Here is a 25,838-nt window from a genome sequence, read left to right on the forward strand (position 1 = left end):
GATATAATGAAATACATTAACATTCAGCTTATTGTTTCCGCTTTGGTGTTGTTGGCATCGTGCGGAGAAACCAAAAATCCGTCGGTGGAAGAGGTCATCGCGAAAGGTTCAAAAACGGAAATCCGTCAGAAAAGAGATGAAATTTCTGCAAAAATAAAAGAGCTTGAAACGCAAATCGCTTCCCTTGATGCTTCTCTCAGCAAATTCCCCGAAGAGGGGTCGGCTCAGGTGTTGGTATCGCTTTTGGAAGTGAAAGATACACTTTTCAACCACTTTTTGGAGTTGCAAGGAACGATAAAAACCACTCAAAATATCACCCTAAATGCAGAATTTGGAGGAGTTTTGGAGAGAATATACGTGCAAAAAGGTCAAAATGTACAAAGAGGACAACTTCTGGCATCGATTCAAGATGGTGGAATTTCCCAACAATTATCACAACTTAAAATCCAAGCCGAATTGGCAAAAACTACCTTTGAGCGTCAATCGCGATTATGGGAAAATAAAATCGGGTCGGAAATTCAATACCTACAAGCCAAATCGGCTTACGAAACACAGCAAAGTGCGGTGGAGCAAATGCAAAAGCAGGTTGCCAAAGCCAACATTTACGCTCCGTTTTCAGGGGTAATTGACGATGTGATAACCGACGTGGGAACGGTGGTAGCTCCCGGAATGCCTGTGCTTCGGCTTGTGAACCTGTCGAATATGTATCTGGAATCGGAAGTGCCTGAACATTACGTGGCTAATGTAAAAAAAGGTACGCAAGCCAAGGTGGATATCTCGGTTTTGGGCGAGCAACTCGACACGAAAGTAAGTCAAGTTTCCAACTTTATCAATCCGGCGAATCGTTCGTTTAAGATTGAAATCCGTTTGCCTAATAAAAACAACGCTATCAAGCCTAATATGACGGCTCGTTTGCAAGTGAATGATTATCAAAACAAAGAAGCCATTTTATTGCCGATGGATATCATTTCGGAAAACGCCAAAGGCGAGCAATATGTGTTTCTTGCTCAAAAAACAAACGATGAAAATCAGTACGTTGCCGAGCGTGTTGTGATTACCACCGGAAAAACGCAAAACGGATTTACGGAAATTCTATCAGGCGTGAAAAAAGGTGATAAAATCATCCGAGAAGGAGCAAGAAGCGTGCAAGAAGGACAACGCGTATCGACTTTGTAAGGCTTAGATTTTGTATCAGCTTGGTTGTTTTTTCGTAGTGAAGTGAAAGGAATCGATTATTATCAGTAGGAAACGGATTTCAACCAAGAAGAAATCAATTTTGACCGACAAGAAATAAGTTCTTATCATTAAGAAATCTATTTTTACCAGAAGGAAATGAATTTCTACCAACAAGAAATGAATTTCTACCAACAAGAAATGGATTATGACCAACAAGAAATGGAGTCTAACCAAATAGAAATAAATTCCGACTGAAAAGAAATGAGTTTTTACCGACAAGAAATGGATTCTGACCAGCAGGAAATGGATTCTGACTGGTAAAAATCCATTTATTTCAGGGAAATTTTCATTTGTGAGTGATAAATATTCACTTATAAATGGTAAATATCAATTTATAATGAGCAAAAATTGATTTATGGAAGGTAAAAATCAGTTTATAAGTGGTAAATATATATTTTGAATTGGTAAAAATCGGTTTTAGGACGGTAAAAATGAAATCCGTAGTGGTAATCATAAAAATAAATACAAAATATGAACCCAAATATTCATCAAATACAAGTGAATACACGTGAGGATTTTGCAAAATTCTTGGAAATGCTTAAAAATAATCTCGAACACAATCCGCAAGATTGGGAAAATACCACTTTACCCGATTTTCTAGACGCTTTAAGCCGATATACGGAAGATATTCAGCAGTATTACGCAAATACCAATCAAGATATTGATGCAAATATCGCGAACTGGAGCGTTTTTGCTGATATTTTTAAAGGAGCAATGATTTATGAATGAGAAAAGTGCAGAAATAATCAACATAGTTAAGAAATAAAACCAATATTCTATTATGAGTAATATCAAAGATAAAGAGTTCAAGATGTCGTCTTGGGCAATTGACAACAAATTCACGATTTACGTGATGATTTTTATCTTTTTCCTTGCCGGAATGCTGGCGTATATGAATATGCCTCGCGAGAGTTTTCCGGAAATTAAGGACACGAAGATTTACATCAGCGTTGTCTATCCCGGAAATACCGCCGAGGACATCGAAAGGCTGATTGTTGACCCGTTGGAAGAGAAACTCAAAGGAGTCAGTCACCTGAAAAAAATACAATCCTCCTCGCAGGAAGATTACGGAATGATAACGCTCGAATTCACCGAGAAAATCACCATCGAAAGTGCTTTGCAAAAGGTAAAAGATGAGGTGGATAAGGAAGTGTCAAGCGAAGATTGGCCTACATTCAACGGGGCAAAGGTGGAGCCTAATGTATTTGATATTACTATTTCGGAGTTTATCCCTATTTTGAATGTAAACATTTCAGGAAATTACCCCACCGCCAAGCTAAAAGAGTTTGCCGAGCAGATGCAGAAGAAAATTGAGAGTTTGCCAGAGATAAAAGAGGCAACCATACGCGGAGCACAGGAAAAAGAAGTGGAGGTAGCCATTGATATGTACAAAATGATGGCTTCGCGAGTGAGTATTGATGATGTGATAAATGCCATCGGCAGAGGGAATGTAACAATGTCTGCGGGGAATCTCATTTCCTCTGGGCAAAGACGTACCATACGCTTAGTGGGAGAGATAGAAAAGCCTGAGGATTTGAAAAACTTCGTTGTAAAATCTGACAAAGGCATCGTTTTTTTGGGAGACATTGCCCAAGTATCATTCCGAGATAAGGATAGAACTACCTACGCTCGCGAATTTGGTCAGGGAGTGGTGATGCTTGATGTGAAAAAGCGTTCGGGAGAGAATATGATTCAGGCAAGTGAGAAAATCAAGGAATTAGTAAACGAAATGCGAAGCGATTTTCCGAAAGATTTATCGATAACCATTGCCAATGACCAATCACAACAGACTGAAAATATGGTAAGTGACCTCAGCAACAATGTGATTTTCGGGGTGTTCCTTGTGGTGGGCGTACTGATGTTCTTCTTAGGTTTCCGCAATGCGTTGTTTGTGGGATTTGCCATACCGATGTCGATGTTTATGTCCTTTATGATTATCAATGCTTTGGGCTATACGCTCAACACGATGATTCTCTTCGGACTTATTATGGGACTGGGAATGCTTGTGGATAACGGAATCGTAGTGGTCGAAAATGTTTACCGATTGATGGAAAAAGAAGGAATGAGCAGATACGAAGCTGCCAAAGCAGGTATCGGGGAGGTCGCCGTACCGATTATCATTTCCACCTTAACCACCGTAGGAGCGTTTTTGCCTTTGGCGATGTGGCCTGGAATTATGGGAGATTTTATGATGTACTTCCCACTGACGCTTTCCATTGTGTTGGGGTCATCGCTTTTCGTGGCAATCTTCTTCAACTCGATGTTAGTATCCGAATTTATGGACATTAAGGAGAAAGTACTCAGTGTAAAACAGCTGGTAAGGATCAGTATATTACTTTTCGTCATCGGAACGTTCATAATACTGGTCGGGGGAGCCGTACGCGGCTTAGGAACGGTGATTTACTTCACGATTATTTCACTATGGGCGTACAAATATTGCATCAAAGGGCTTGCGGATAGTTTCCAAAAGAAAGTACTTACAAGAATGGAGGATATGTATGAGAAAACCCTTCGTTTTACACTTCGCGGGAAGAATCCGTATTTGTTGGTGGCATCTACTTTTGCTTTGCTAATCGTTTCGTTTGTGTTATTTGGCTGGTCGGTAGGTACGGGGCGTACGAGCATAAACTTCTTCCCCGATAACAAACCGAACCAAATCATCGTTTACATCGAATATCCTGAAGGAACGGACATTGAAAAGACCAACACCGTAACCCAAGACATCGAAAAACGAATCTATGCCCTTTTAAACAGCGACCAATACAAAGACGGCGATTACAACTTTATGGTGGAATCGGCAGTGGCACAAGTGGGCGAAGGAGCAGGAAATCCTTATACCGATGGAGCTTCGTCGGCTGAAATGCCTAATCGAGGGAAAGTGACGGTAACGCTTCGTGAGTTTAAATATCGTCGAGGACAAGATTCAGAGGAACTTCGTGCGAAAATTCAATCCGATTTAAGGGGCGTTTACCCCGGGGTTTCCATTTCGGTTGAAAAAGACCAAAACGGACCGCCTGCCGGACATCCGATAAACATCGAACTTCGGGGCGAGGACTACGGTGAGCTTATCACCACTGCCGAGCGTATGCGTGATTTTATCGGTCAGAAAAACATTGCAGGGATTGATGAGCTGAAAATAGATGTCAACAAAAATAAACCTGCCATAGAGGTTGAAATCGACCGCGTAAAAGCAGGCGAATTGGGTGTTTCTGTCGGGCAGATTTCCAACCAATTGCGTCGTTCCGTATTCGGGGAGAAAGCAGGCGTTTACAAGGAAAAAGGCGATGATTACGATATTTACGTTCGCTTTAATCAGGCAGACCGTTACAATACCAATGTATTGTTCAATCAACACATCATTTTCAGAGATGCCACCACAGGAGAATGGCGACACGTTCCCGTTTCTTCCGTGACCAAATACAAAAACACTTCGTCGTTCAGCACCATAAAACACAACAAAACCGACCGTGTGGTAACGCTTTATTCGGCTTTAAGCCCCGGATTTAGTGATGCAAGTGCCATCGTAAGGCAAATTCAGCAGGAAATGAAAAACTTCGACCTTCCGCAGGATATCAAAATCGATTTTACCGGACAGATTGAAGAACAAAACAAAGAAATGGCTTTCCTTTCAACAGCGTTGCTTATTGCTGTGGGATTGATTGTATTCCTTTTGGTGTATCAATTCAATTCAATAGTGAAACCAACGCTGATTTTCATTACGATATTACTGAGTTTCACGGGAGTTTTCTTAGGACTGATTATTACAGGACAGCCTTTCGTTATTCTGATGACGATGATGGGAATTATCTCTTTGGCGGGAATTGTGGTAAACAACGGAGTGGTATTGCTTGATTATACGCAACTACTCATCGACCGCAAAAAGGAAAAAATGGGCTTGAGTGTGTATGACAAAATTGATAATCAGTCGGTTTACGATGCTATCGTATCGGGCGGAAAAGCTCGTTTGCGTCCTGTTTTGCTTACTGCCATTACCACCGTGCTCGGGCTGATACCGCTTGCTATTGGGTTTAATATCAACTTCTTTACGCTATTTGATTCGTTAAACCCGAACATTTACTTCGGAGGAGATAACGTTATCTTCTGGGGACCATTGGCGTGGACAGTAATTTACGGATTGGTGTTTTCTACTTTCCTAACGCTGATTGTTGTTCCGGTGATGTTCTACCTGACTTCAAAATTCTCAAATCGATTCGGGAAAGTCTATCAAGAAGACGAAAACGGAAAAGTGATTTTGGTGGAAAGAAAAGGATAAAGTATCAAGGGACAAGTATCAAGGATAAAGTACAAAGTTTCAAGGGGCAAGTTACAAGTTTAAAAGGATAAAATTTTGTAACTTGTAACTTGAAGTTTGTTATTTGATACTTGTTTTTGCCCCTTTGAAGGGGCAGCTCGAAGAGTGGGGATGTTTAATGATAAGGGTAAAGTTCAAAGTATAAAGGATAAAGTTTTGAAACTTGTCACTTGAAGTTTGTTACTTGATACTTGTTTTTGCCCCTTTGAAGGGACAGCTCGAAGAGCGGGGATGTTTAATGATAAGGATAAAGTTCAAAGTGTAAAGTTTTGAAACTTGTAACTTGGCACTTGGTTTTTATTCCTCAAAATCCAAAAATATTATGAGAAAAATTCATTTTTATAATTCGCAAAGTTTTAGCAGTATCAGTATGATTGTAAATATTTTAATTGCAATAGGTTTTATTCTGCTTCTTTTGAATCTTTATGAACTTCTACATATCGAAAACCCTGTATGGAGAAAATAGTGTACGTACTTCCTTTTCTGATGATGTTTATAAATTACTCAAAAATGTTTTGGTTTCGTAACTTTGTGGAGTGGAACAGAAGAGGAATCATTATAAAAGTAAATAATTTTTGGGGTAAAACATTTAGTTTTGATGATATAAGATGCTTTCATATCGAAAACAAAATACTTGAAATAACGAAGGAAAATGGCACAAAGAAACATATCAATCTTGATGGGATTTGCCTTGAAAGCATTCAGAAATTGGAAAAAATTTTAGCTAAATATGTATGCGTACCAGTATAATACAAAAAAGGCGATGTGTTACATCGCCTTTTTAATTTTCTTAATTAATCTTTATATTTTCTGACAACATCGAGCCAAGTGAATTTCAGCACTAAAGTAGTAACCGCAAACACCCCGATTGACCACCACATTTTTGGATAATCGCGAATCAGAAGGAAAATTGGGATTAATATCTGACTTGATTGCCACACGATACCAATAACGCAATTGCCCATATCTTTCCAAAAGTTGTGGTTTTTGCTGGCTGTACTGTCTTCTTTTCGTAGCTGTAAATAAACCGGATGCCACCAACCCCACGGACGAATATTTTTGTAGAAATTTACCAATACGCTCATTTCCGTAGGTTTAGAGAAATATGTCCCTAACAAACAACCTATCAATGAAAATATGAAAAATATTGGAAATAAATATATTGGTGGAATATGAGCTAAATCATAAAGCCAAGTGCCTTCAGTAAAATTATCTTTATTTCCGTCTAAAATAAATTGAAGTGTGGCAATGAGTAATCCTGCGAGCATTCCCCAGAAATATCCCCATCCGTTGAATCGCCACCAAACCCATTTCAAAAAGTTTGCAGCAACGTAACCTCCGTACAAAGCACTGGTAATCCACAATGTAATGGAATTAATAGACTCTGCAAAAAAGCCCATAATCACTCCCAAAATCACAATACCAAACGATGCCCAATATGAAGCATTGATGTAATGCCTTACAGAAGCCTCAGGCTTGAAATATTTTTTATAAATATCATTAACGATATAAGCAGGACCTGAATTTACAAAAGCCGAAAAAGTAGACATAAACGCAGCTAATAAACCAGCAAGCAACAATCCTTTGATACCCACCGGAATATGAAAGTTTACTACTTTTGGCAAAATAGTTTCCAAATCATTATTCGTCAAACTCCCCCCTAACATTTCTGGAGCAATATGAACCAATGCTATCACTACAATTCCTCCAATAAGTAAATATCTGGGAATAAAAAGAATAAGATTTGTAAAACCACTCATATATGAAGCCTCTTTTACATTTCGGGTAGAAAGGATACGTTGCATATCATAACTTGGCGTAGGACCTGCAACGCTGGCGAAAAATCCTTTCAGAAGAGACATTCCTATAAAGGCTCCGAACATCTTATATCCTTGCGTATCAATCAAATCATTGAAAGCTTGATACTTTTCGTTCCAAAATGGAGTAAGCTCCCAACCAAAAAAGATATTTTTCCATTCTTCGGGAATAATCGAAGTAATTTGTGCATCGCTGATGGTGAAGAAAGCATATCCTGCAATCAAAATTCCGGCAAGCACCATAATTCCGTATTGCAAAACTTCAGTAGCTACTACTGAAAACATTCCGCCTTTGATAGTATAAATCGTGGTAAGTAAAATAACAATAAGGGCATAGCTTTGCTCCGAAGTAAGTACTATTGTATTTCCGAAAGCCAGTGTCATATCCCAAGGCAGAATAATGGTCATAAATTTACCAACTCCTTCAAAAAAATAAGCAATAAATCCGATTGAAGTAATAATGGCAAAAATGGCAATAATCAAGTGCGAAGCTCTTCCTGCTTTATCGTTCCCGAAACGCGTCAAAATCCACTCCGAGCCCGTCATTATATTGGAACGGCGAATCCAAGCAGCGAGGAAAACCATCACGAAGATTTGATTCCAAATAGGCCAAATCCACATAAACATAAAGCTTTTCACTCCGTAGAGGAACAAAATCCCGACCATCCAAGCCGTTCCTGCCACATCAAACATTCCCGAACCGTTACTTAGCCCCAGATAATACCATTTAATCGAATTTCCTCCTAAAAAGTAAGAATCCAATCCCTTTGATGCTCGTTTTGAAATCCAAACACCAACACCAACAGTTAAAACAATGTAAAGAACAACAATTAAAACGTCAATAATATTCATAATATTTATACATTAGAATTCAGAATGAGGCTGGTTCACTCTGAATTCTGCATTATATTTCAACTTAAAATCAATTTAAAAATTAGTTTACTTTTGCGTCAATCGAAAAATCGCAACCATACTTTTCTACAAGCATATTATCCAAATCATCAGCTAATTGCGGTATATCACGAACGTAGCCTTTGATTCTTTCCGCATCATCTGAAAATACATCCGACATATGTACGCGGTAGGAAATGTAAACAATGCTATCCGATACGCCAAAGTGATATGGAGCATACGGATGCGATAACATATACTCATAAATTGCCTTCAAATTCTGTTTCGGAAGTTTCACCAAAGGAGAAGTAACTATCAAATAATTACGCTGGTAAACAAACATACGAATCAATGCACTACCTTGATGAAATTCCCAGCTATCACGTCCCGCACGGCAAAGCACAGGATTAGCTCCCATTCCCTCAATTGCCGATTCGATAAATTCTTCAAAAGGAGATTTTTCAAATTCTTCAAAAACAGAAATATCTATTTTATTTCCGCAATGCGGGCAAAATTTCGTAGGAGTTTCAATAAAATGGTCACACGAATTGCATTTTACTCGATAAAGCTTATCCGAAAAATTAAAATCGTCAATTTCTTTAATAATTTCATTAAATCGGATTCCGAAACCAACATTATCAGCGTTGTTAAACTTGGAAGTTGTTACACCAACCAAAACGCCTGCCTGATTTAACATTGGTCCGCCTGAATTCCCGGGATTCACCGCAGCATCTGTTTGGATATAGTGCCGATTATTCATCGGTTGATTCGTAGAAGAAATTATTCCTTCTGTGATGGTAAAAGGCATCCCGAAAGGAAATCCGTTGATGAAAATTTTTTGCGTATTTGTGATTTCCAAACTGTTATCAATCGTGATTGACGAATCGGAAAGTGAAAGCCCTTCAACACGAACAAAAGCCAAATCCAACTGCGGATTTACCATTATCACATCGCCTAAGTATCGGTTACGTTCCTGATCTTCAATCGCTAATTGTTTAGTTCCTTCAACAACGTGATAATTTGTTATCAAGAAATCGTGTCCTTTCACGGCAAAACCACTTCCTGTTCCTTCCGAAGTGATTACTTTGTATATATATTTTTTATGCTGTTCCATTATCTTTATTTTTTGTTATTCTGCTCACTAAAAACTCATTACCCGAACAATCGAGCAAAGAATCCTTTCTTGGCTTTTTGTTCAACTTTAAACCCTTTCGGAAGAGTTTCCTTCAGCAGATGTTCAAACGATTCCAAATATATTTCAGCTGCCCGTTCATAAGTTTCTCCGGAGGCTTTTTCAAGAGTACCTGTAATGAAACTACGGTATTCTTGGTCTAAATTATAATGATACAAAATGTACAAATACAAATAGTACAGATAATAACAAATATTGAAGTAATCGTTGGAACTCTTATACTTACGCACTTGTTCTTCATATCCGTGAGCTTCTTCTTGCAAGAATTTACCTGAAGAACGCCATTTGAGTCCCATCAAGTTGTAAGTGTAATATACATCTTTCATTATTTCGTCCTGTGACTTTTCAGAAAGTTGCTTGAAGAAGTTTTTACCTTTATCTATACGGAAGTGAAAATCAATGCGGTTATTGTTTATATTCTGGATATACTCCTGTAAATCAGTACGTAAAATTCCTTGAATGTAAGGCATATTTCCTAATTGGAAAAGACTCAACATAAGGATATCCCATTGACTTCCGTCCCAGCGTTTCTCCTCGAAATAATCCATATATCGGCGGTATTCTGCGAGAATAGCCTGAATTTGGTTCCAAGCCTCTGCTTTTTCAGCTTCTGAAAGTTGCTGAACAACAGGTTCTTGTATGCGTTCCGCTTCATATTTCTCAATAAACTCATCATCAAAATCATCAGTTGCCACACAAATTTCACGCAAAGCGTCATAAATTTTATTAGGCTGACAAAGGTGCAGAGGAGTTTCAAATTTGAACCAAAGAGTTTCGTCAATCAAGTGAATTTGAGGAACTGTTAAAAAACTAAAATTCAACTCATTGGCGTGCCGAAGCATCGCTACTTTATTCGTATTTTCGGTCATCTTCACAAAAGGAGATTCTATGAAGAATATTCCATTTTTCAATCCGAAAGTAACTCGCGAAGAACCTTGCGGATATTCTATTGAAAAATCACCCGTAGCAGGAATTTTTTTGGCCACTTCAGGATTCATATAGTGAAATAAACTACGCAATGACTTTTCGTAATCTTTTTCGTCAAATGCGTCAATGGCATCGTGCCAGCTATCTACCTGCACGATAGGGTCATTCACGCTTTTTATCGGTTTTTGATACTTTGGTACGTGATTTCTCATATAAAATTATTTTTTGCAAAGCAAAAGTAATATATTTTTTTCAGATATGACAAAAGTTTAAGAACCTTTTACACCGCCAATCATACCACCACTCAATGCAAATTCCATCGCTTTATGAGCCGATAATCCTTCAGTTGGTTTTATGTTTTCGGCTTTAGTTACAATCACCCAACCGGAAACGGCATAAGAATGAGGCAAATAAACACTCACCATTCCTTCCATATTGGTAAAATCCATATTTTCCTGCGTCAAGAAACCGATACGCCACATTTCAGGACTCTCTTGCACTTTTACCCAAACAGGATTATTAAATTTTCGGTTATCACCCACAAACGAAGTCAGCACATCTTTAATAGATGAATATATGAATTTAATCCCCGGAATACGTTCCAACAGATAATCCAAACCACTTACTAACAGCCTGCCTAAGAAGAATTTACTCCCGATAAAGCCAATTAATGTCGTTCCTAAGAAGAGTACAACAAACACAACTCCGGGGTATTTTTTTGAAACATCAGGAACAAGATTGTCAATGCTTGAAAAAATAGACCAAATAATCCAAACTGTGGTGCTTAAAGGTCCTACAATCAGGATTCCTTGCAGAAAATATCGTAAAAACACACCAAAAAAGCTGTTAATTTTCATAGTTTTTTCGGCAAAGATAACGAAATTTGAGAAGCAAGAGCCAAAACTCTTCTCCTACTTCACATAAATAAAGAAAATCTATTGTATTATAAAAGATTTCAATAAAAGTTATGGCACTTATCACAATAAAATCCGTAACTTAGCCCAGAATTTGAATAAAAAAATAAAATTATGTCTTTAGTAGGTAAAAAATTCCCGAATTTTGATGTTAATGCTATGAGCGATTTGGGAGATACGTTCAAAATCAACGTATATGCAGAAGCAGTAAATAACAAAAAGAAAGTACTTTTGTTCTGGTATCCAAAAGATTTTACTTTCGTTTGCCCAACAGAGCTACACGCTTTTCAAGAAGCTTTAGCTGAGTTTGAAAAAAGAAATGTGACCGTCATAGGTGCTTCGTGCGACACTGCCGAAGTTCACTTCGCTTGGTTAAACACTCCTAAAGATCAAGGTGGTATCGAAGGAGTTACATATCCTATTTTGGCGGACTCAAACCGAAATTTGGCTCGTGCTTTAGGAATTTTGGATTCAAGAGAAATTTATGACGAAGTGGCTGAAAGCTATCTTTTGGAAGGTGACGATGTTACATATCGTGCAACGTATTTGATTGATGAAGATGGAAAAGTATTCCACGAAAGTGTAAACGATATGCCTTTAGGACGTAACGTAAAGGAATATCTCCGCTTAGTTGATGCTTACGCTCACGTTCAAAAACACGGTGAGGTTTGCCCTGCGAATTGGGAAGAAGGAAAAGATGCAATGAACGCCAACAGAGACGGTGTTTCTCAATACTTAAAATCACACTAATTATGGAAGAATTAACGCAAGATAATCTTCAGGAATTAATAGCTTCCGATGATTTGACTTTTGTACAATATGGTGCCGGATGGTGCGGAAATTGTAAAATTATGAAGCCTAAATTCAAAAAATACGCTTCAGAAAATACTTCTGCAAAATTCATTTATGTAGATGCAGAAAAAAATCCGCAATCAAGGCAATTAGCCAAAGTGGATAATTTACCTACATTTGCTGCCTTCAAAAACGGAGCTTTGTTAGGTCAAATACAAACAAATAAAGCAGAATCTTTAAAACAATTTATCGATGAGATTACCGCTAATTAAGCACGTTGTACAGTTTATTGGAGAAAATGACCAAGATTACGTAAATGAAACCATCGAAACACTTGAAAACTTAATTGAGTGTGAAAATTTGAAAGATGAGGAATTGGACGTAATCGGGGAGCTACTTTCAAACCTTTATGGTGCTATTGAGGTAGATAAAATGATTAAGCAGGGAACTCCACAAAAAGAAGCTCTCAACAGCTTTATGAAGCGTGTGGTTGGTTCAATAGATAAGTAATTTTTTCTTTCACTAACTATAAAAACGAAAGGCAAGAATTTTTCAATTCTTGCCTTTTATCTTTATCTAACATTCCATTTGCTTTTTACGGCATTCTCTCTCTTGAGCGTCAACCACCGCAAGGGTTGCCAAATTCACCATTTCATCAACGCTTGAGCCCAACGTAGTAACGTGAATTGCTTGCGTTAGTCCTAATGTAATAGGTCCTACGGTTTCAAAGTTCTCGATTTCCTTCATAATTTTGTAGGTAATATTTGCTGACTCCAAATTAGGGAAAATCAACACGTTTGCACCTTTTCCGTTATTCAATTTTGAAAAAGGAAACGACCTTGCCATTTTTTCAGGATTGATAGCAAAATCAGCCTGAATTTCTCCATCAACTACCAAATCCGGGTGATTTTTATGCAAATATGCAACTGCCTCACGTACTTTTCTGGTACTTTCAGAGTTTGCCGAACCAAAATTTGAATATGAAAGCATTGCCACAGAAGGCTGAATACCAAACATTTTCACTGCTTTTGCCGTCATTAAGGCGATATTAGCCAAATCTTCAGCGGTTGGATTCACATTAATGGTGGCGTCGGACAGGAATAGAGGTCCTTGTTTTGTAAACATAATGCTGGTTGAAGCAATTCTGTCAACACCTTCTTCTTTCTCAACCAATTCCAAAATCGGACGGATTGCCGATGGGTAAGAACGTGTACGCCCTGTAATCATAGCGTCGGCTTGCCCCATATTAACCATCATCGCCCCGAAATAACTACGCTCACGCATCATTCTTTCGGCTGTTAAGCGGATAACTCCTTTTCGTTGATGTTTTTCCCAATAAACTCTGCTGAATTCCTCCCTGCGAGCTTTTTCTTCATCACTTTTAGGGTCAATAATCTGTAAATCAGCAGTAAGCCCAATTTCTTCTTTTAGTTCTTTTATAATATCTTTTCGTCCTAACAGAATAGGAATCGCTAAGCCGTCCTCGTGCAAACGCTGTGCAGCTTTAAGCACTTCGAGATGATCTGCCTCTGGGAAAACCACTCGTTTAGGATTTTGTTTAGCTCTGTCTTGCAACATTCTGATTTCCTTGCTTCCGTTACCAATTCTGTCCATCAATTCAGTTCGGTAAGCCTCCCAATTAGTAATCGGTTTTTGAGCTACTCCCGACTCAATTGCTGCTTTCGCTATCGCTGGCGGAATTTCATAAATCAAACGAGGGTCAAAAGGTTTCGGAATGATATAATTTCTTCCAAAAGAAAGATTTTCCGCACCGTAAACAAGATTTACTTGCTCAGGAACCGTTTTTTTAGCCAAATCGGCAATTGCGTAAACCGCAGCAAGTTTCATTTCCTCATTGATTTTAGTAGCACGAACGTCCAACGCTCCGCGGAAAATAAACGGGAATCCCAGCACGTTATTTACCTGATTAGGAAAATCGGAACGACCTGTTGCCATAATAATATCTTGACGAGTTTTTATTGCCAGATTATAATCAATTTCAGGGGTTGGGTTCGCCATTGCAAAAACTATCGCGTCTTTAGCCATTGAAAGAAGCATCTCAGGACTTACAACATTCCCTTTTGAAAGCCCGATAAATACATCGGCTCCTTCCATTGCTTCTTGCAAGGTGTGAATATCTCGGTCGGTTGCAAATTCAGCTTTTTGCTCAGTCAAATTAGGCGAATCTTTGCGGATAACTCCCTTACTGTCACACATTACGATGTTTTTCGGGTCTGCCCCCAAAGCCATATACAAATGCGTGCAAGAAATCGCTGCGGCACCCGCCCCACTAACTACTATTTTCACTTTGCTAATGTCTTTATTAACAATTTCCAAAGCGTTCTTTAGTGCTGCCGCAGAAATGATAGCCGTTCCGTGTTGGTCGTCGTGCATTACGGGAATGTCCAATTCCTCTTTCAATCGACGCTCAATTTCAAAGGCTTCCGGAGCTTTTATGTCTTCCAGATTTATTCCTCCGAAAGTAGGAGCAATGGCTTTTACCGTTTCTACAAATTTATCCACATCGGTTGCATCAACCTCAATATCAAATACATCGATATCTGCGAATATTTTAAAAAGCAATCCCTTTCCTTCCATTACAGGTTTAGAGGCTTCCGGACCGATATCACCCAAGCCCAAAACGGCTGTTCCGTTGGAAATTACCGCTACCAAATTACTTTTTGATGTGTACTTGTAAACATTGTTTTTATCTTCTGCAATTGCCAAACAAGGCTCTGCCACCCCTGGCGAATATGCCAATGACAAATCGTGCTGCGATGCGTGCTTTTTAGTTGGTATAATTGCTATTTTCCCCGGCTGAGGAAACTCGTGATAGTCTAATGCTTCAGTTTTTTTACGTGAATCTTTCATATGTTTTCTATCGAATTTTAAAAAATCAATTATGCTGATTTCCTTTTTATTTGAACTTGCAAAGTTAGTGTTTTTTCTTGAGATGGGAATAAATTCGGCATTGTTTTTGTTAAAAAGATAACAAAATAAAGGTCAATTTGAGGATTTTGAATTCGTTAAACATTTTGCTTATCATTGGTTTTGCATCTTTTAACATCCTAAAATTTGCCCATATCAATATTAATTTTGAATTTTGTAGCTTGAAATAATTGTGACTTTATGTGTAAACTTATGAAGAAATGTAGTGTTGGGATGTTTTTTTGCTTTTCGGTAGGAAGTATGTTGGCTCAGGTGCAACCAAATATCCCAAATGATACCATTTCAAAAATAGAACAACAATCCAACGAAATTTTCAATAATTCACAGCCAACTCCGCCCACAGGCATTAAAAAAGAAGGAATTTACATTTTGAAAGACCACCCGAAAGCCGAAAGCTATGACAAAAAATGGCTCAAAGAACTTTCAAACTCCGATTTATTCTTTCAAATGAGTGAAGAAATTCAAAATGAAGCTGTTACCGATGTAGTATATGAGGAATTATCCACTGAAGTACTGAAAGAACGTTTGGAGAAACTCAATCAAAAAACACCTTTCAACATTGAATACAATCCTATTTTAGAACGTGTTATCAAATCTTTTTTGAAAAATCGTCGTTCTTCATTGGAAAGATTGATGAGCCTGAGCGATTATTATTTCCCGATGTTCGAACAGGAAATGAGCAACCACAGGATTCCTCTGGAAATGAAATATTTAGCCATTGTAGAATCCGCTTTGAATCCAAAAGCTCGTTCACGCGTAGGGGCAACCGGTTTGTGGCAATTTATGTACGCTACAGGAAAAAGCTACGGATTAGAAGTGAGTAATTACGTTGATGAGCGTAGTGACCCAGTTCGTTCCACGAAAGCTGCTGCGAAATATTTGAGTTATTTACATCAAATTTTTGGAGATTGGGATTTGGTTTTGGCAGCTTATAACTCCGGTCCGGGCAATGTTACCAAAGCGATGCGTCGTTCTAACGGGAAACAAAATTATTGGAATTTACGCCCGTATTTGCCTCGTGAAACTGCCGGATATGTGCCTGCATTCTTAGCTACACTTTATATTTTCGAATATGCAAAGGAACACGGATTTAGACCTCAAAGACGTGAAAATCACTACTTTGTAACCGACACAGTACGAGTAAAACAAGCCGTTCCTTTCAAAAATATTGCTGAATTGACAGGAATGGATGTTAAAGAAATACAGTTTTTCAATCCTTCCTATCAATTGGATATTGTGCCTTATGTAGAGGGAAAAAATTATGCTTTGCGATTACCCATTGAAGAAATTGGCAAATTTGTAGCAAACGAAGAAACCATTTACGCTTACTTGAACGAAGAAAATGCCAAAAGAGAAAAAGCTCTTCCCGAATTGGTAAAAGGAGATTACGCAGGAAGTTCGGGCAAAAAAATAGTTTATACTGTGAAAAAAGGAGACGTTTTGGGAAAAATAGCTTCACGAAATGGGGTTACTGTTTCAAACTTAAAGCGTTGGAACAAAATTAAAGGAAATAATATCCACGTTGGTCAGAAATTAGTCATTTATAAATAAAGAGAATTTTTACAAAAAAGACGTCCTTTTGGGCGTCTTTTCTGAATTTATAAAAGACCTTCAATGGCTGACATCAAAAAATTGGCAACCTTTTTGCTATTCCTTCAGGGTTATAAAATCAATTTTCTATGAAAAAAATATTTCTAATCATATTTTCATTTGTCCATTTGTTTGGATTTTCTCAAATGACTTTTTCGGAGCGGGTTGAATATTCCGAATTGGCCACTCCGAAAGACAAATCCTTATTTTTTGTTGATTTTTGGGCTACTTGGTGCGTTCCGTGCGTTCACGTTTCTACTTATTTGAATACTGTTCAAGAGCAATTTCGTGATGATTTGTACATTGTTTCACTCACGCAAGAGCGTTCGGATGTGGTGCGTTCATTTTTGGAAAGACATCCGACAAAGCTTGCCGTAAGTATTGATTATGAAGGACAAAACTTCAAACAACACAATGTTAAAGCTCTTCCCTACGGAATTCTATTCAATGCCAACGGAGAGATTCTCTGGAAAGGAAATCCTGCCAACATCACTCCGAGAATGATTCGAAGTTTTCTTTCAAAAAATAAAAAAACAAGCCCTATTTACGACTTTCTGAAATATTCTTCCTACCAAAATGAAGAAGAAATAACCGTAACACTTGACAAAAATTTTGAAATACAAGAAGTAAACATTCCTGCAAATTCTTTTCCGATAATTGAGAGAATCAATGATGTCACTTCAGTAAAAGGTTCTTTGTCGCAAATTGTTGCTTATCTTCTGAAAGTCAGCGGGAAACAAGTAACATTGAAAGATGATTTCAAACAATATCAACTACTTATCCAAAAAAGCTTTAATCATTCGTGGAAAGAAAAAGAAATTGCGAATATAATTTTGCAAGATTTGGGCTACACATTAAAAACAGAAATTCGAGCCGGGAAAATACTCGAAATTCACTTACCTGATTCAACCTCAGCGTATTGGAATAAAGACCAAATTGATTGGGGAGCAAAAAATCCAAAATTTCTGGTAGATGAAAGTCAATTTTCGGCGGATAATATTTCTGTAAATGATTTTCTGTATAAACTTTCGGATGTGCTGGAAACTCCTGTTAATGTGAAAAATATGCAAAACATTACCGCAGAAGTATTTGATTGGCAAGTACATTATCAGTTTTCGGATTTGATGATTAGCAACCTTTCCGATTTGGGTATCGAAGCTAAGGAAACTTCGGGCAATTTTGTGAGATATTTTATCGAGAAAATAAATTAGTTAATTACGTAGTGACAAAAATAAAAGTTTAATATTCTCAATTATTATTTTATTTTTGCCGAAAAATTTTAAAATTTATAAATGGAAACATTTTTGATTAAAGCGGCTCAGCTTATTCTGAGTCTTTCAATATTGATTGTTTTACACGAATTAGGGCATTTCATTCCTGCCAAAATTTTCAAAACCCGAGTTGAAAAATTCTTTTTGTTTTTTGACGTAAAATTTGCTCTTTTCAAAAAGAAAATAGGAGAAACCGTTTACGGAATCGGGTGGCTTCCTTTGGGGGGATATGTTAAAATCTCGGGAATGATTGATGAGAGTATGGACAAGGAACAAATGGCTCAACCGCCTCAACCTTGGGAATTTCGTTCAAAACCTACGTGGCAACGCCTCATCATTATGATTGGTGGAGTGACCGTTAATCTCATTTTAGGTTTCCTGATTTATATGATGATTTTGTTCGTTTGGGGAGAAAATCAGGTAAAAGAAAATGGTATTGAAGGAGGTTTTGCAGTTAGTAAAACAATGAAATCATACGGCTTTCAAAATGGTGACATCGTTACTGAGGTAAACGGAAAAACTTTGGAAAACGTGCTTGATATCAATCGTTATGTGATGCTTCGCGATGTGAGCAACCTGAAGGTAAAAGGCTCAGACGGGCAAACGCGATTTTTGTCACTGCCTGATTCTATCGGAAAAATGTTGTACTTGCGAGGAGAGATGACTCCTTTCAGTCCAAAAATAAAACCAATTATGGACTCCGTGATAGTGGGTTCGCCTGCTGAAAAAGCCGGATTCCGAAAAGGAGATAAAATTCTATCAATCAACGGTGAAGCTATTGAATATTACACAGATGTATCACCTACGATAGCCTCTTATCCGCAAGGTTCTGTACTTACTTTCAAGGTGGAACGCGATGGACAAACACAAAACATTGAAGTTACTCCTGATGGGAAAGGAAAAATCGGGTTTGTAGCATCACAACGAGAAGGAAAAATTGATATCGTTCATAAAAAGTACGACTTCTCTTCCGCTTTAAGTGAAGGTTTTTCATACGGATATTGGATTTTGCGTGATTATATCGCTCAGTTCAAATTTGTTTTCACTAAAAAAGGAGCTACGGAAGTGGGCGGTTTTGTGGCAATCGGGAATATGTTTCCTGCTAAATGGGATTGGAAAACTTTCTGGTCAACTACGGCTTTCATTTCCATAATATTGGCTTTTATGAATATTTTGCCTATTCCTGCTTTAGATGGCGGACACGTTGTTTTCTTGCTCTACGAAATGGTTACAGGCAGAAAGCCAAATGAAAAGGTAATGGAATATGCTCAAATGATTGGATTTTTCATTTTGATTGGATTGGTGCTGTATGCCAACGGAAATGATATTTACAAATGGCTTTTTAAATAATCATTGAATACTACTTTTAACAACTTTAAGTGATAGGAACATTTTTCTTGATGAATTTTATTTGCTCCTATCACTTTTATTTTTTAGTTATCTGAATTTCAAAAATATATAACAATGGATTTCTTCGAGCAAGTGTACGAAGTTGTAAAGAAAATCCCATACGGAAAAGTAACCACATATGGGCTAATTGCCAACTATTTAGGAGCAAAAAAATCCGCAAGAATGGTGGGCTGGGCTTTGAATGCTTCTCACGGAAAGGAAGGCATTCCGGCTCATCGAGTTGTAAATCGCAAAGGAATGCTCACAGGCAAGTTTCATTTTGAAGGCACTAACCTAATGCAACAACTTTTAGAAAATGAAGGCATTGAAGTAAAAGATAATCAAGTTGTTGATTTCGAGAAGCACTTATGGATTCCCGAACTGGAGGATTAAAATCTTTCAAAAAGCTAAGTAGAAATTCGTTAAAATAAAAAATATCGCATACTACCCAAAAGGCAATATGCGATATTTCTTCTTACGTAAAGAACAAAAATTATGACAACAAACCGTCAATAGCGTCTGTGTAAGTCTTTTTAGGAGCAACACCTACTTGTCTTCCCACAACTTCTCCGTTTTGGAAAACTAAAACCGTAGGGATATTTCTTACTCCATATTTACCGGCAAACTCCTGATTGTTATCAACATCAACTTTTCCAACAACCACTTTTCCTTCGTATTCTTTAGCAATTTCTTCAATTACAGGACCTAACATACGGCAAGGACCACACCAAACTGCCCAAAAATCAACCAAAACTGGTTTATCACTTTTCAAAACTACTTCTTCAAATGTAGCATCTGTTATTTCTAAAGCCATTTTTATAAATTTTTACTATTTATCAGGTTACAAAGATACTAAATTAATATTGTATAACACAACATTTACTATAAATTTTTGTTATATAACGATTATTATCTTCTATAATAAAAATTATCTGCATTGAAGTAAACAATATTTTTAAAGTCGTTTTTGAAAATGATTTTTTGATTAAAAGAATAAAATTAATATTTTTGGCAAGAAAAAAGCAGAATACATATTATGGACATTTTAAAAAATCTTGAAGTTATACAAAATCGAATAAATTCAGCTTGTGCCAAAAGCAATCGAAATCCGAATGAAGTAAAATTATTGCTTGCAACGAAAACCGTTTCTGCTGAAAGAATAAAAATTGCCTTAAATGCAGGTTACACGCTCATTGCTGAAAACAGAGTGCAAGAGCTTAAAGAAAAATATAATGATTTAAAAGATACTCAACACACAAACCACTTTATCGGGCATTTGCAAACAAATAAGGTAAAAGACATTCTAAAATACGATGTAAGCTGCGTAGAATCTCTCGACCGATATGAATTGGCTGAAAAATTACATCAGCGTCTGTCTTCCGAAAACAAAACAATGGAAGTTTTTATACAAATAAATACTTCAGGAGAAGAAAGTAAATTTGGCGTACACCCTGATAATGCAATAGAATTAGTAAAAAAAGTAGCTCAACTCAACACACTCAAAATTAAAGGATTAATGACGATAGGACTATTCAGTTCGGATGCTGATAAGGTTCGGAAATGCTTTCGTTTGTTAAAACAAATTCAGCAGGAAATTGCGGCTTTGCAACTCCCTGATGTAGAAATGAAAGAACTTTCGATGGGAATGAGCGGAGACTTGGAAATTGCCATCGAAGAAGGAGCGACTATCGTACGTGTGGGTACTGATATTTTCGGGAAACGAATCTATTCTGATAGCTTCTATTGGAATGAAAATCAATAAAATTCCTTGACTATCGGGGAATCTCAGGACGTGGCATTTTGAATTTCGTTCCGTTCAGGGCTTCTAAGAAAGCAACCAAGTCTTTTATCTCTTGCGAAGTTAGGTTTAAAGGCTTCATAAGTGGGTCAACCACAGGGTGAAGAGGGTCTTTTGTTTTTTCTTCAGGAGTTGGATTAACAACCTGCATACCACTGTTGTACATATTTACAATTCCTGTCAAATCGTCAAAAAATCCGTTATGCATCCAAGGGCGCGTATTTAGCAAATCTCGTAGGGAAGGCGTTAAAAAACGACCTACATCATCAGGATTTTTAGTGATGTTATATCTTCCTAAATCTTCGTATTTACGTTTGTAATAGGTTAACCCAATGTTGTGAAACTTTTCGTCAGTGAGATACTGTCCGTTGTGACAATTCATACATCGTCCTTTAGTTCTAAAAATATGTAATCCCTTAATTTCTTGATTTGTAAGAGATTTAAAATCTCCTTGCATAAACTTATCTACTCTACTGGCTTGGCTTTTCACCGTTCGCTGAAAAGCAGCTAAGGCTTTGAGAATATGTTCAGATTTTATTCTTTTCGTATGAAAAGCTTTATCAAACAACTCCCTGTATTTCTCTATTTTTTGTAACTTTCCCGGTAACAAGTCAATATTCATATTCATTTCATTATGAGCTCCTATAGGTCCTAATGCTTGTTCTTCTAAAGAAGATGCTCGTCCGTCCCAAAAAAAGGTATTTTTACTTGCAACATTCAGAATTGATTGCGTATTGCGGCTTCCTTCGAGGTGGTCGTGTCCTACAGCCTTTTTGGTGTGTGTTGTCCAGCCCATCTCAGGATGATGGCAAGTACTACAAGAAATTTGGTTAGAAGCTGATAATTTTGGGTCAAAAAACAATATCATACCCAATTGCACATCAGGCTTTTCAAGATTTTTGTAATAGTCCATATCAGTTTCAATGGGAGCCATTTCTGTCCACTCCACTCCATCATCGATAGTAGGTTTAGGCCATTGATTAATAGGCTTTTTATAAGATTCAATGATAATAAACTTGTTTAAACTTTTCGAATAAATGTTAGTATAATCCCTAGATACAACATAGCCATCCAAGTTGTGTTTAGGGTTTCATATCTTATAATCAATCCTTTAAAACCATCAAGCCACGCAAAACTTCTCTCTATTTTAAACCGATTTTTATATAATTCTTCGTCAAAATAAATATTTTCATTTTGTCCATTTCTGGGATTTTGTTTGATATTAGGTATTATTTCTTTTTCCTGTAAAAAACTTTTTAAGTCTCGGCTATCAAAACCTGCATCTGCATTGACAAACAAGCCTTTATGCTCTATTTTCGCTTCCTCCAAAAGATTCAAAATCTCTTTTAAAACAAAGTCTATATCATTCAAATCGTGATGATTACCGGATTTTGGACTACCCATTGCTAAAATTTGCCCCAAATTATCACACAGAAAGATAGAATTCGTGGTCTTTGACTTTTTTCTTAACTGATAACCAACAGATTGCCCTCCCATTCGACATCGAGTATGACTACCATCAAGTTGGACGCTTGATAAATCTAATTTTCTCCGATTCTCAAGCAACAAATTAAGCCAAATTCGCTTAAAACTACCATCTTTACTCCATTTATTGAAATAATAATAGACTGTTTGATAGCTTATTTTTTGGTCTTTAAAATACACTTCTACCGGAAGTTCCCTCCACTGGCAACCTGTTTTTAATCGTTTGACTATCAGAAGAAAAATTAATGATAAATCAAATTTTGTTTTAAATCCTCTTTTTCCAATACTCAAATGGGAAATAATCCATTTTTTTATTATATCTTTGCTCAAAGTTCCTTGATTTTCATTTTGTTATGCAAAACAAAAATGCTAAAAATTCTTGGAACTTTTAATTTTCCTCTTAAAAAGTTTAGACAGGTTTAATATAATCCTCTTCCTGTTGCAATCTGTTTAAGTTTTCATTGCTCTTACAGATAGCAAACGCAGAAAAAACACTCAGAAATATAAAAATACGTCTCATAAATATAATCCTCTGAAATAGTTTTAAAAACTAACTCCTGTTGAAATGTTGTACAAATAGTTTGTTTTCCCTTCAAAAGTAACTATTTCACTGCTAATTCCAAAAAAAATATTAAATTTCGGACTCAAATAGCGATCTATTTTTAATTTCACTCCGTATTTTGTAGAGTTAGAAGCTAAAAAGTGATAATTATGTTTCATCATTTCGCTTAATGAAATTTCATCATCATTTCTTAGCACGGACATTTTTTTCAAGTTTTTTCGGTGATTGATATTCAAACCGAAGGATAAAACATTTTTAGCATCCAAAGCGTTGATATACGCAATTTTGGCACCAACACCCATATAATCAAAATGTTGAAAGCTCTTAACGAGAAAATACTCCTCCCGATAAATCTGATAATTTACAAAAGGAGAAAAATTCAACTGTGCCTTTCTGCCAGAATAAAACAGTCCGCTCAACTCAAAAAAATCATTTTCAAGGCGATAGTTTTCATTTCTGGAAATTACTTCAATATTATTGTTATTACCTCTTCCTGAAAGTATAGGTTCTATACCCTTTTTCTCATTCCGAAGATAATTTAATTTTATTCCGTAAGTGTTTTTCTGACTATTGAATAACTTTATAAAATTGATATTCAAATCTCTATTCGTTAAACGCATAGCTTCTGTACCCATCAAGATAATCCAAACTTAAATTTAAACTTAGATTTTGCTTCTTGAAATGAAAACCTTTACCAACGTAAAATAACTTGCTGAATCCGTCAGATTTCATTCTTGAGTTCCAGTTAGTTTTTCCTCTTTTTCGTGAAATTTGAACCAATCCACTGCTCAAATCTCCTTGATTTACGGGAGCAATTCCTCTTACGACTTCCACTTTTTCAATGTCATCAGTGGAAATGGAACGCATATCAATTCCTGAGCGAACAACATTTCGTTTCGCATCAACATAACCTGAGGAAGGTGTTACAATCATCTCGTAACCAACCGTTTCTTGCATATTGGAGTTTGAATTTATTGGGATATCGTCAATCGTAAAAGCAACTCCCAATGATGAAATAGAATAATTACCGCTCGAAATACCCGTTTCACGTAAAGTGAGCTTGTTTGCCTGATTCAACACGGGAGCACTGACACTTTTCCCTGGCAGTAAACTGACCAAATCAGCGAAACTTGAAGGTTGTAAATGCTTCATAGCCTTTTGGTCAATCACGGAAGTAGATGTCGGAGCTTTTTTTTCCATCGCTGTAACTACCACTTCTTGCAAAAATTCTCTGTTTTCCTTCAATGAAATTACTATCAAAGTATCATTTTTTATAGAAATATTTGCGGAATAATTCTCAAACGAAATATGTGAAATTTTTACTGTGTATTTGCCTTCTTGTAAAGAGAAAGAACACATCCCCTCCGAATTGGTGAAATTTCCTTTGTTATTTGCCAAAACGTGTGCTTGAGCAATCGGATTTTGCAGAGAGTCCTGAACCTTTAAGGTCAGTGTCGCCTGTCCGTGTACTTGATAGAAAATAAAAACCGCAAAAAGAAATAAATAGTTTCGCACTGTTTGTCACTCTTTTTAGGATACAAATGTATAAATATTTTTAATAAATCTAAATAAATAAATTGTTAAAAGAAGGACAACTCATTCAATTCACAACAACACACAAATATTGATTGTAAAAGTCTCCTTCATTCTTTACCAAAGCAAGCAAAACATTTAAAATTCAATAAATGCACTTCCTCTTAAATAATTGCATATTCTCAATTAATATTTATCTTTGTAGCTTAAAAAATAAGACTTTCAAAAACTATAAATTTTTTCAATAAAAATGGGTAAATTGCTAATCGTTGGTACCGTAGCCTTTGACGTGATTGAAACACCTTTTGCCAAGACCGATAAAATAATGGGAGGAGCCGCGAATTACATTGCTGTGGCGGCGGCTCAGTTTGGGGTAAATGCTGCCGTTGTTTCAATCGTAGGAGAGGATTACCCACAACCTTTTTTGAACCTTCTGACCGATAGAAATATTGATATTTCGGGGGTAGAAATTGTTAAAGGAGGAAAATCTTTCTTTTGGAGCGGAAAATACCATAACGATATGAACGTACGCGATACGTTGGAAACACAATTGAATGTGCTATCGGATTTTAAACCCGTTATTCCCGAAGCATACAAAGATGCCCAAGTACTTATGCTCGGTAACTTACACCCTAAAATACAGCTTGATATCCTTCGGCAGATGAATAAGAAACCTAATTTGGTAGTTCTCGATACGATGGACTATTGGATGAACAACACTTGGGAACTGCTCATTGAGGTGATAAACAAAGTAGATGTCATTACCATCAACGACCAAGAAGCACGCCAACTCACGGGGGAGTATTCGCTGGTAAAGGCTGCTCAAAAGATAATGAATATGGGGGTAAAATATGTGGTTATCAAAAAAGGCGAACACGGGGTACTTTTGTTTCATCAGGATTCTGTTTTCTTTGCTCCTGCACTGCCTTTGGAAGAAGTTTTTGACCCTACGGGAGCTGGCGATACGTTTGCGGGCGGAATGGTGGGCTTTTTAACCAGTGCAGATGATTATTCCTTTGAAAGTATCAAAAATGCGGTGATTTATGGTTCTAATTTGGCTTCGTTCTGTGTGGAAAAATTTGGTGCGGAACGTGTGCTGGAACTTTCCAAAGAGGAAATGCGTGAGCGTCTTTTCCGTTTTAAAGAACTCACGCAGTTTGAAATGAAAATAGCGTAACAT

Annotated in this window: 23 protein-coding genes; 13 read left to right on the top strand and 10 right to left on the bottom strand. The window is 37.0% G+C overall.

Annotated features, from left to right (window positions below; all coding sequences use genetic code 11):
- Positions 1-6: 6 nt before the first annotated feature.
- The 4 genes from CGC58_RS06140 to CGC58_RS06155 all read left to right on the top strand — a co-directional run bounded on the left by CGC58_RS06140 (position 7) and on the right by CGC58_RS06155 (position 6,298).
- Positions 7-1,176, top strand: coding sequence for an efflux RND transporter periplasmic adaptor subunit (locus CGC58_RS06140; protein WP_095895849.1), 1,170 nt, complete (start codon positions 7-9; stop codon positions 1,174-1,176).
- Positions 1,177-1,707: 531 nt separating this feature from the next.
- On the top strand, positions 1,708-1,965 hold the full coding sequence (locus tag CGC58_RS06145; protein WP_095893491.1) for a DUF7660 family protein: 258 nt from the start codon (positions 1,708-1,710) through the stop codon (positions 1,963-1,965).
- A gap of 52 nt (positions 1,966-2,017) precedes the next feature.
- Positions 2,018-5,509, top strand: coding sequence for an efflux RND transporter permease subunit (locus CGC58_RS06150; RefSeq protein ID WP_095895851.1), 3,492 nt, complete (start codon positions 2,018-2,020; stop codon positions 5,507-5,509).
- Between the two features lie 492 nt (positions 5,510-6,001).
- Positions 6,002-6,298, top strand: coding sequence for a hypothetical protein (locus CGC58_RS06155; protein ID WP_095895853.1), 297 nt, complete (start codon positions 6,002-6,004; stop codon positions 6,296-6,298).
- A 44-nt stretch (positions 6,299-6,342) separates the two neighbouring features.
- Here the strand turns inward: CGC58_RS06155 and CGC58_RS06160 are convergent, their stop codons facing one another.
- The 4 genes from CGC58_RS06160 to CGC58_RS06175 form a co-directional block, all read right to left on the bottom strand.
- On the bottom strand, positions 6,343-8,217 hold the full coding sequence (locus CGC58_RS06160; RefSeq protein ID WP_095895855.1) for a sodium:solute symporter family protein: 1,875 nt from the start codon (positions 8,215-8,217) through the stop codon (positions 6,343-6,345).
- Positions 8,218-8,299: 82 nt separating this feature from the next.
- A complete protein-coding gene (locus tag CGC58_RS06165) occupies positions 8,300-9,370 on the bottom strand; it encodes a trypsin-like peptidase domain-containing protein (RefSeq protein ID WP_095895857.1) in 1,071 nt (356 codons plus the stop codon).
- A gap of 38 nt (positions 9,371-9,408) precedes the next feature.
- Entirely contained in the window at positions 9,409-10,587 is a 1,179-nt protein-coding gene (locus CGC58_RS06170) for a hypothetical protein (RefSeq protein WP_095895859.1), read from the bottom strand.
- A gap of 57 nt (positions 10,588-10,644) precedes the next feature.
- Positions 10,645-11,232, bottom strand: coding sequence for a DUF502 domain-containing protein (locus tag CGC58_RS06175; protein ID WP_095895861.1), 588 nt, complete (start codon positions 11,230-11,232; stop codon positions 10,645-10,647).
- Between the two features lie 171 nt (positions 11,233-11,403).
- Here CGC58_RS06175 and CGC58_RS06180 point away from each other — a divergent pair, with 171 nt between their 5' ends.
- The 3 genes from CGC58_RS06180 to CGC58_RS06190 are packed head-to-tail and all read left to right on the top strand — an operon-like array spanning position 11,404 to position 12,591.
- Positions 11,404-12,039: a peroxiredoxin gene (locus CGC58_RS06180; protein ID WP_095895863.1), complete on the top strand. Its 636-nt coding sequence runs from the start codon at positions 11,404-11,406 to the stop codon at positions 12,037-12,039.
- A gap of 2 nt (positions 12,040-12,041) precedes the next feature.
- On the top strand, positions 12,042-12,353 hold the full coding sequence (locus tag CGC58_RS06185) for a thioredoxin family protein (protein WP_095895865.1): 312 nt from the start codon (positions 12,042-12,044) through the stop codon (positions 12,351-12,353).
- Entirely contained in the window at positions 12,334-12,591 is a 258-nt protein-coding gene (locus CGC58_RS06190) for a DUF6952 family protein (RefSeq protein WP_095895867.1), read from the top strand. Before CGC58_RS06185 ends, CGC58_RS06190 begins: the two co-directional genes overlap by 20 nt.
- Positions 12,592-12,657: 66 nt before the next feature.
- Here CGC58_RS06190 and CGC58_RS06195 read toward each other — a convergent pair whose 3' ends face one another.
- Positions 12,658-14,952: an NADP-dependent malic enzyme gene (locus CGC58_RS06195; RefSeq protein ID WP_095895868.1), complete on the bottom strand. Its 2,295-nt coding sequence runs from the start codon at positions 14,950-14,952 to the stop codon at positions 12,658-12,660.
- Between the two features lie 270 nt (positions 14,953-15,222).
- On the opposite strand from CGC58_RS06195, the gene CGC58_RS06200 reads away from it, so the two are divergent.
- The 4 genes from CGC58_RS06200 to CGC58_RS06215 all read left to right on the top strand — a co-directional run bounded on the left by CGC58_RS06200 (position 15,223) and on the right by CGC58_RS06215 (position 19,673).
- Positions 15,223-16,581 carry a lytic transglycosylase domain-containing protein gene (locus tag CGC58_RS06200; protein ID WP_232748872.1) on the top strand — a complete coding sequence of 453 codons (1,359 nt, stop codon included), beginning with the start codon at positions 15,223-15,225 and terminating at the stop codon, positions 16,579-16,581.
- A gap of 128 nt (positions 16,582-16,709) precedes the next feature.
- Positions 16,710-17,831: a TlpA family protein disulfide reductase gene (locus tag CGC58_RS06205; RefSeq protein WP_095895872.1), complete on the top strand. Its 1,122-nt coding sequence runs from the start codon at positions 16,710-16,712 to the stop codon at positions 17,829-17,831.
- 81 nt (positions 17,832-17,912) lie between these two features.
- A complete protein-coding gene (rseP, locus tag CGC58_RS06210; RefSeq protein ID WP_095895874.1) occupies positions 17,913-19,241 on the top strand; it encodes an RIP metalloprotease RseP in 1,329 nt (442 codons plus the stop codon).
- Between the two features lie 114 nt (positions 19,242-19,355).
- Positions 19,356-19,673: an MGMT family protein gene (locus tag CGC58_RS06215; RefSeq protein WP_095895876.1), complete on the top strand. Its 318-nt coding sequence runs from the start codon at positions 19,356-19,358 to the stop codon at positions 19,671-19,673.
- Positions 19,674-19,773: 100 nt separating this feature from the next.
- Here the strand turns inward: CGC58_RS06215 and trxA are convergent, their stop codons facing one another.
- Complete coding sequence (gene trxA / locus CGC58_RS06220; protein WP_095895878.1) at positions 19,774-20,094, bottom strand: thioredoxin; 321 nt, start codon at positions 20,092-20,094, stop codon at positions 19,774-19,776.
- 222 nt (positions 20,095-20,316) lie between these two features.
- On the opposite strand from trxA, the gene CGC58_RS06225 reads away from it, so the two are divergent.
- Positions 20,317-21,042 carry a YggS family pyridoxal phosphate-dependent enzyme gene (locus CGC58_RS06225; protein ID WP_095895879.1) on the top strand — a complete coding sequence of 242 codons (726 nt, stop codon included), beginning with the start codon at positions 20,317-20,319 and terminating at the stop codon, positions 21,040-21,042.
- A gap of 10 nt (positions 21,043-21,052) precedes the next feature.
- On the opposite strand, the gene CGC58_RS06230 is transcribed toward CGC58_RS06225, so the two are convergent.
- The 4 genes from CGC58_RS06230 to CGC58_RS06245 all read right to left on the bottom strand — a co-directional run bounded on the left by CGC58_RS06230 (position 21,053) and on the right by CGC58_RS06245 (position 24,640).
- Positions 21,053-22,117, bottom strand: coding sequence for a cytochrome-c peroxidase (locus tag CGC58_RS06230; protein WP_232748881.1), 1,065 nt, complete (start codon positions 22,115-22,117; stop codon positions 21,053-21,055).
- Positions 22,099-22,893, bottom strand: coding sequence for an IS5 family transposase (locus CGC58_RS06235; RefSeq protein WP_095894916.1), 795 nt, complete (start codon positions 22,891-22,893; stop codon positions 22,099-22,101). Before CGC58_RS06235 ends, CGC58_RS06230 begins: the two co-directional genes overlap by 19 nt.
- A 213-nt stretch (positions 22,894-23,106) precedes the next feature.
- Positions 23,107-23,760: a DUF6850 family outer membrane beta-barrel protein gene (locus CGC58_RS06240; RefSeq protein WP_157909216.1), complete on the bottom strand. Its 654-nt coding sequence runs from the start codon at positions 23,758-23,760 to the stop codon at positions 23,107-23,109.
- The gene (locus CGC58_RS06245) at positions 23,729-24,640 is read right to left on the bottom strand and encodes a carboxypeptidase-like regulatory domain-containing protein (RefSeq protein ID WP_232748873.1); all 912 of its coding nucleotides are present in this window, start codon (positions 24,638-24,640) and stop codon (positions 23,729-23,731) included. The genes CGC58_RS06240 and CGC58_RS06245 overlap by 32 nt, the downstream gene beginning before the upstream one ends.
- A 268-nt stretch (positions 24,641-24,908) precedes the next feature.
- Between CGC58_RS06245 and CGC58_RS06250 the strand changes: the two genes are divergently transcribed.
- Positions 24,909-25,835: a PfkB family carbohydrate kinase gene (locus CGC58_RS06250; protein ID WP_095895884.1), complete on the top strand. Its 927-nt coding sequence runs from the start codon at positions 24,909-24,911 to the stop codon at positions 25,833-25,835.
- Positions 25,836-25,838 lie beyond the last annotated feature (3 nt).

The sequence above is a fragment of the Capnocytophaga stomatis genome (assembly GCF_002302635.1).
Classification (GTDB): Bacteria; Bacteroidota; Bacteroidia; order Flavobacteriales; family Flavobacteriaceae; genus Capnocytophaga; species Capnocytophaga stomatis.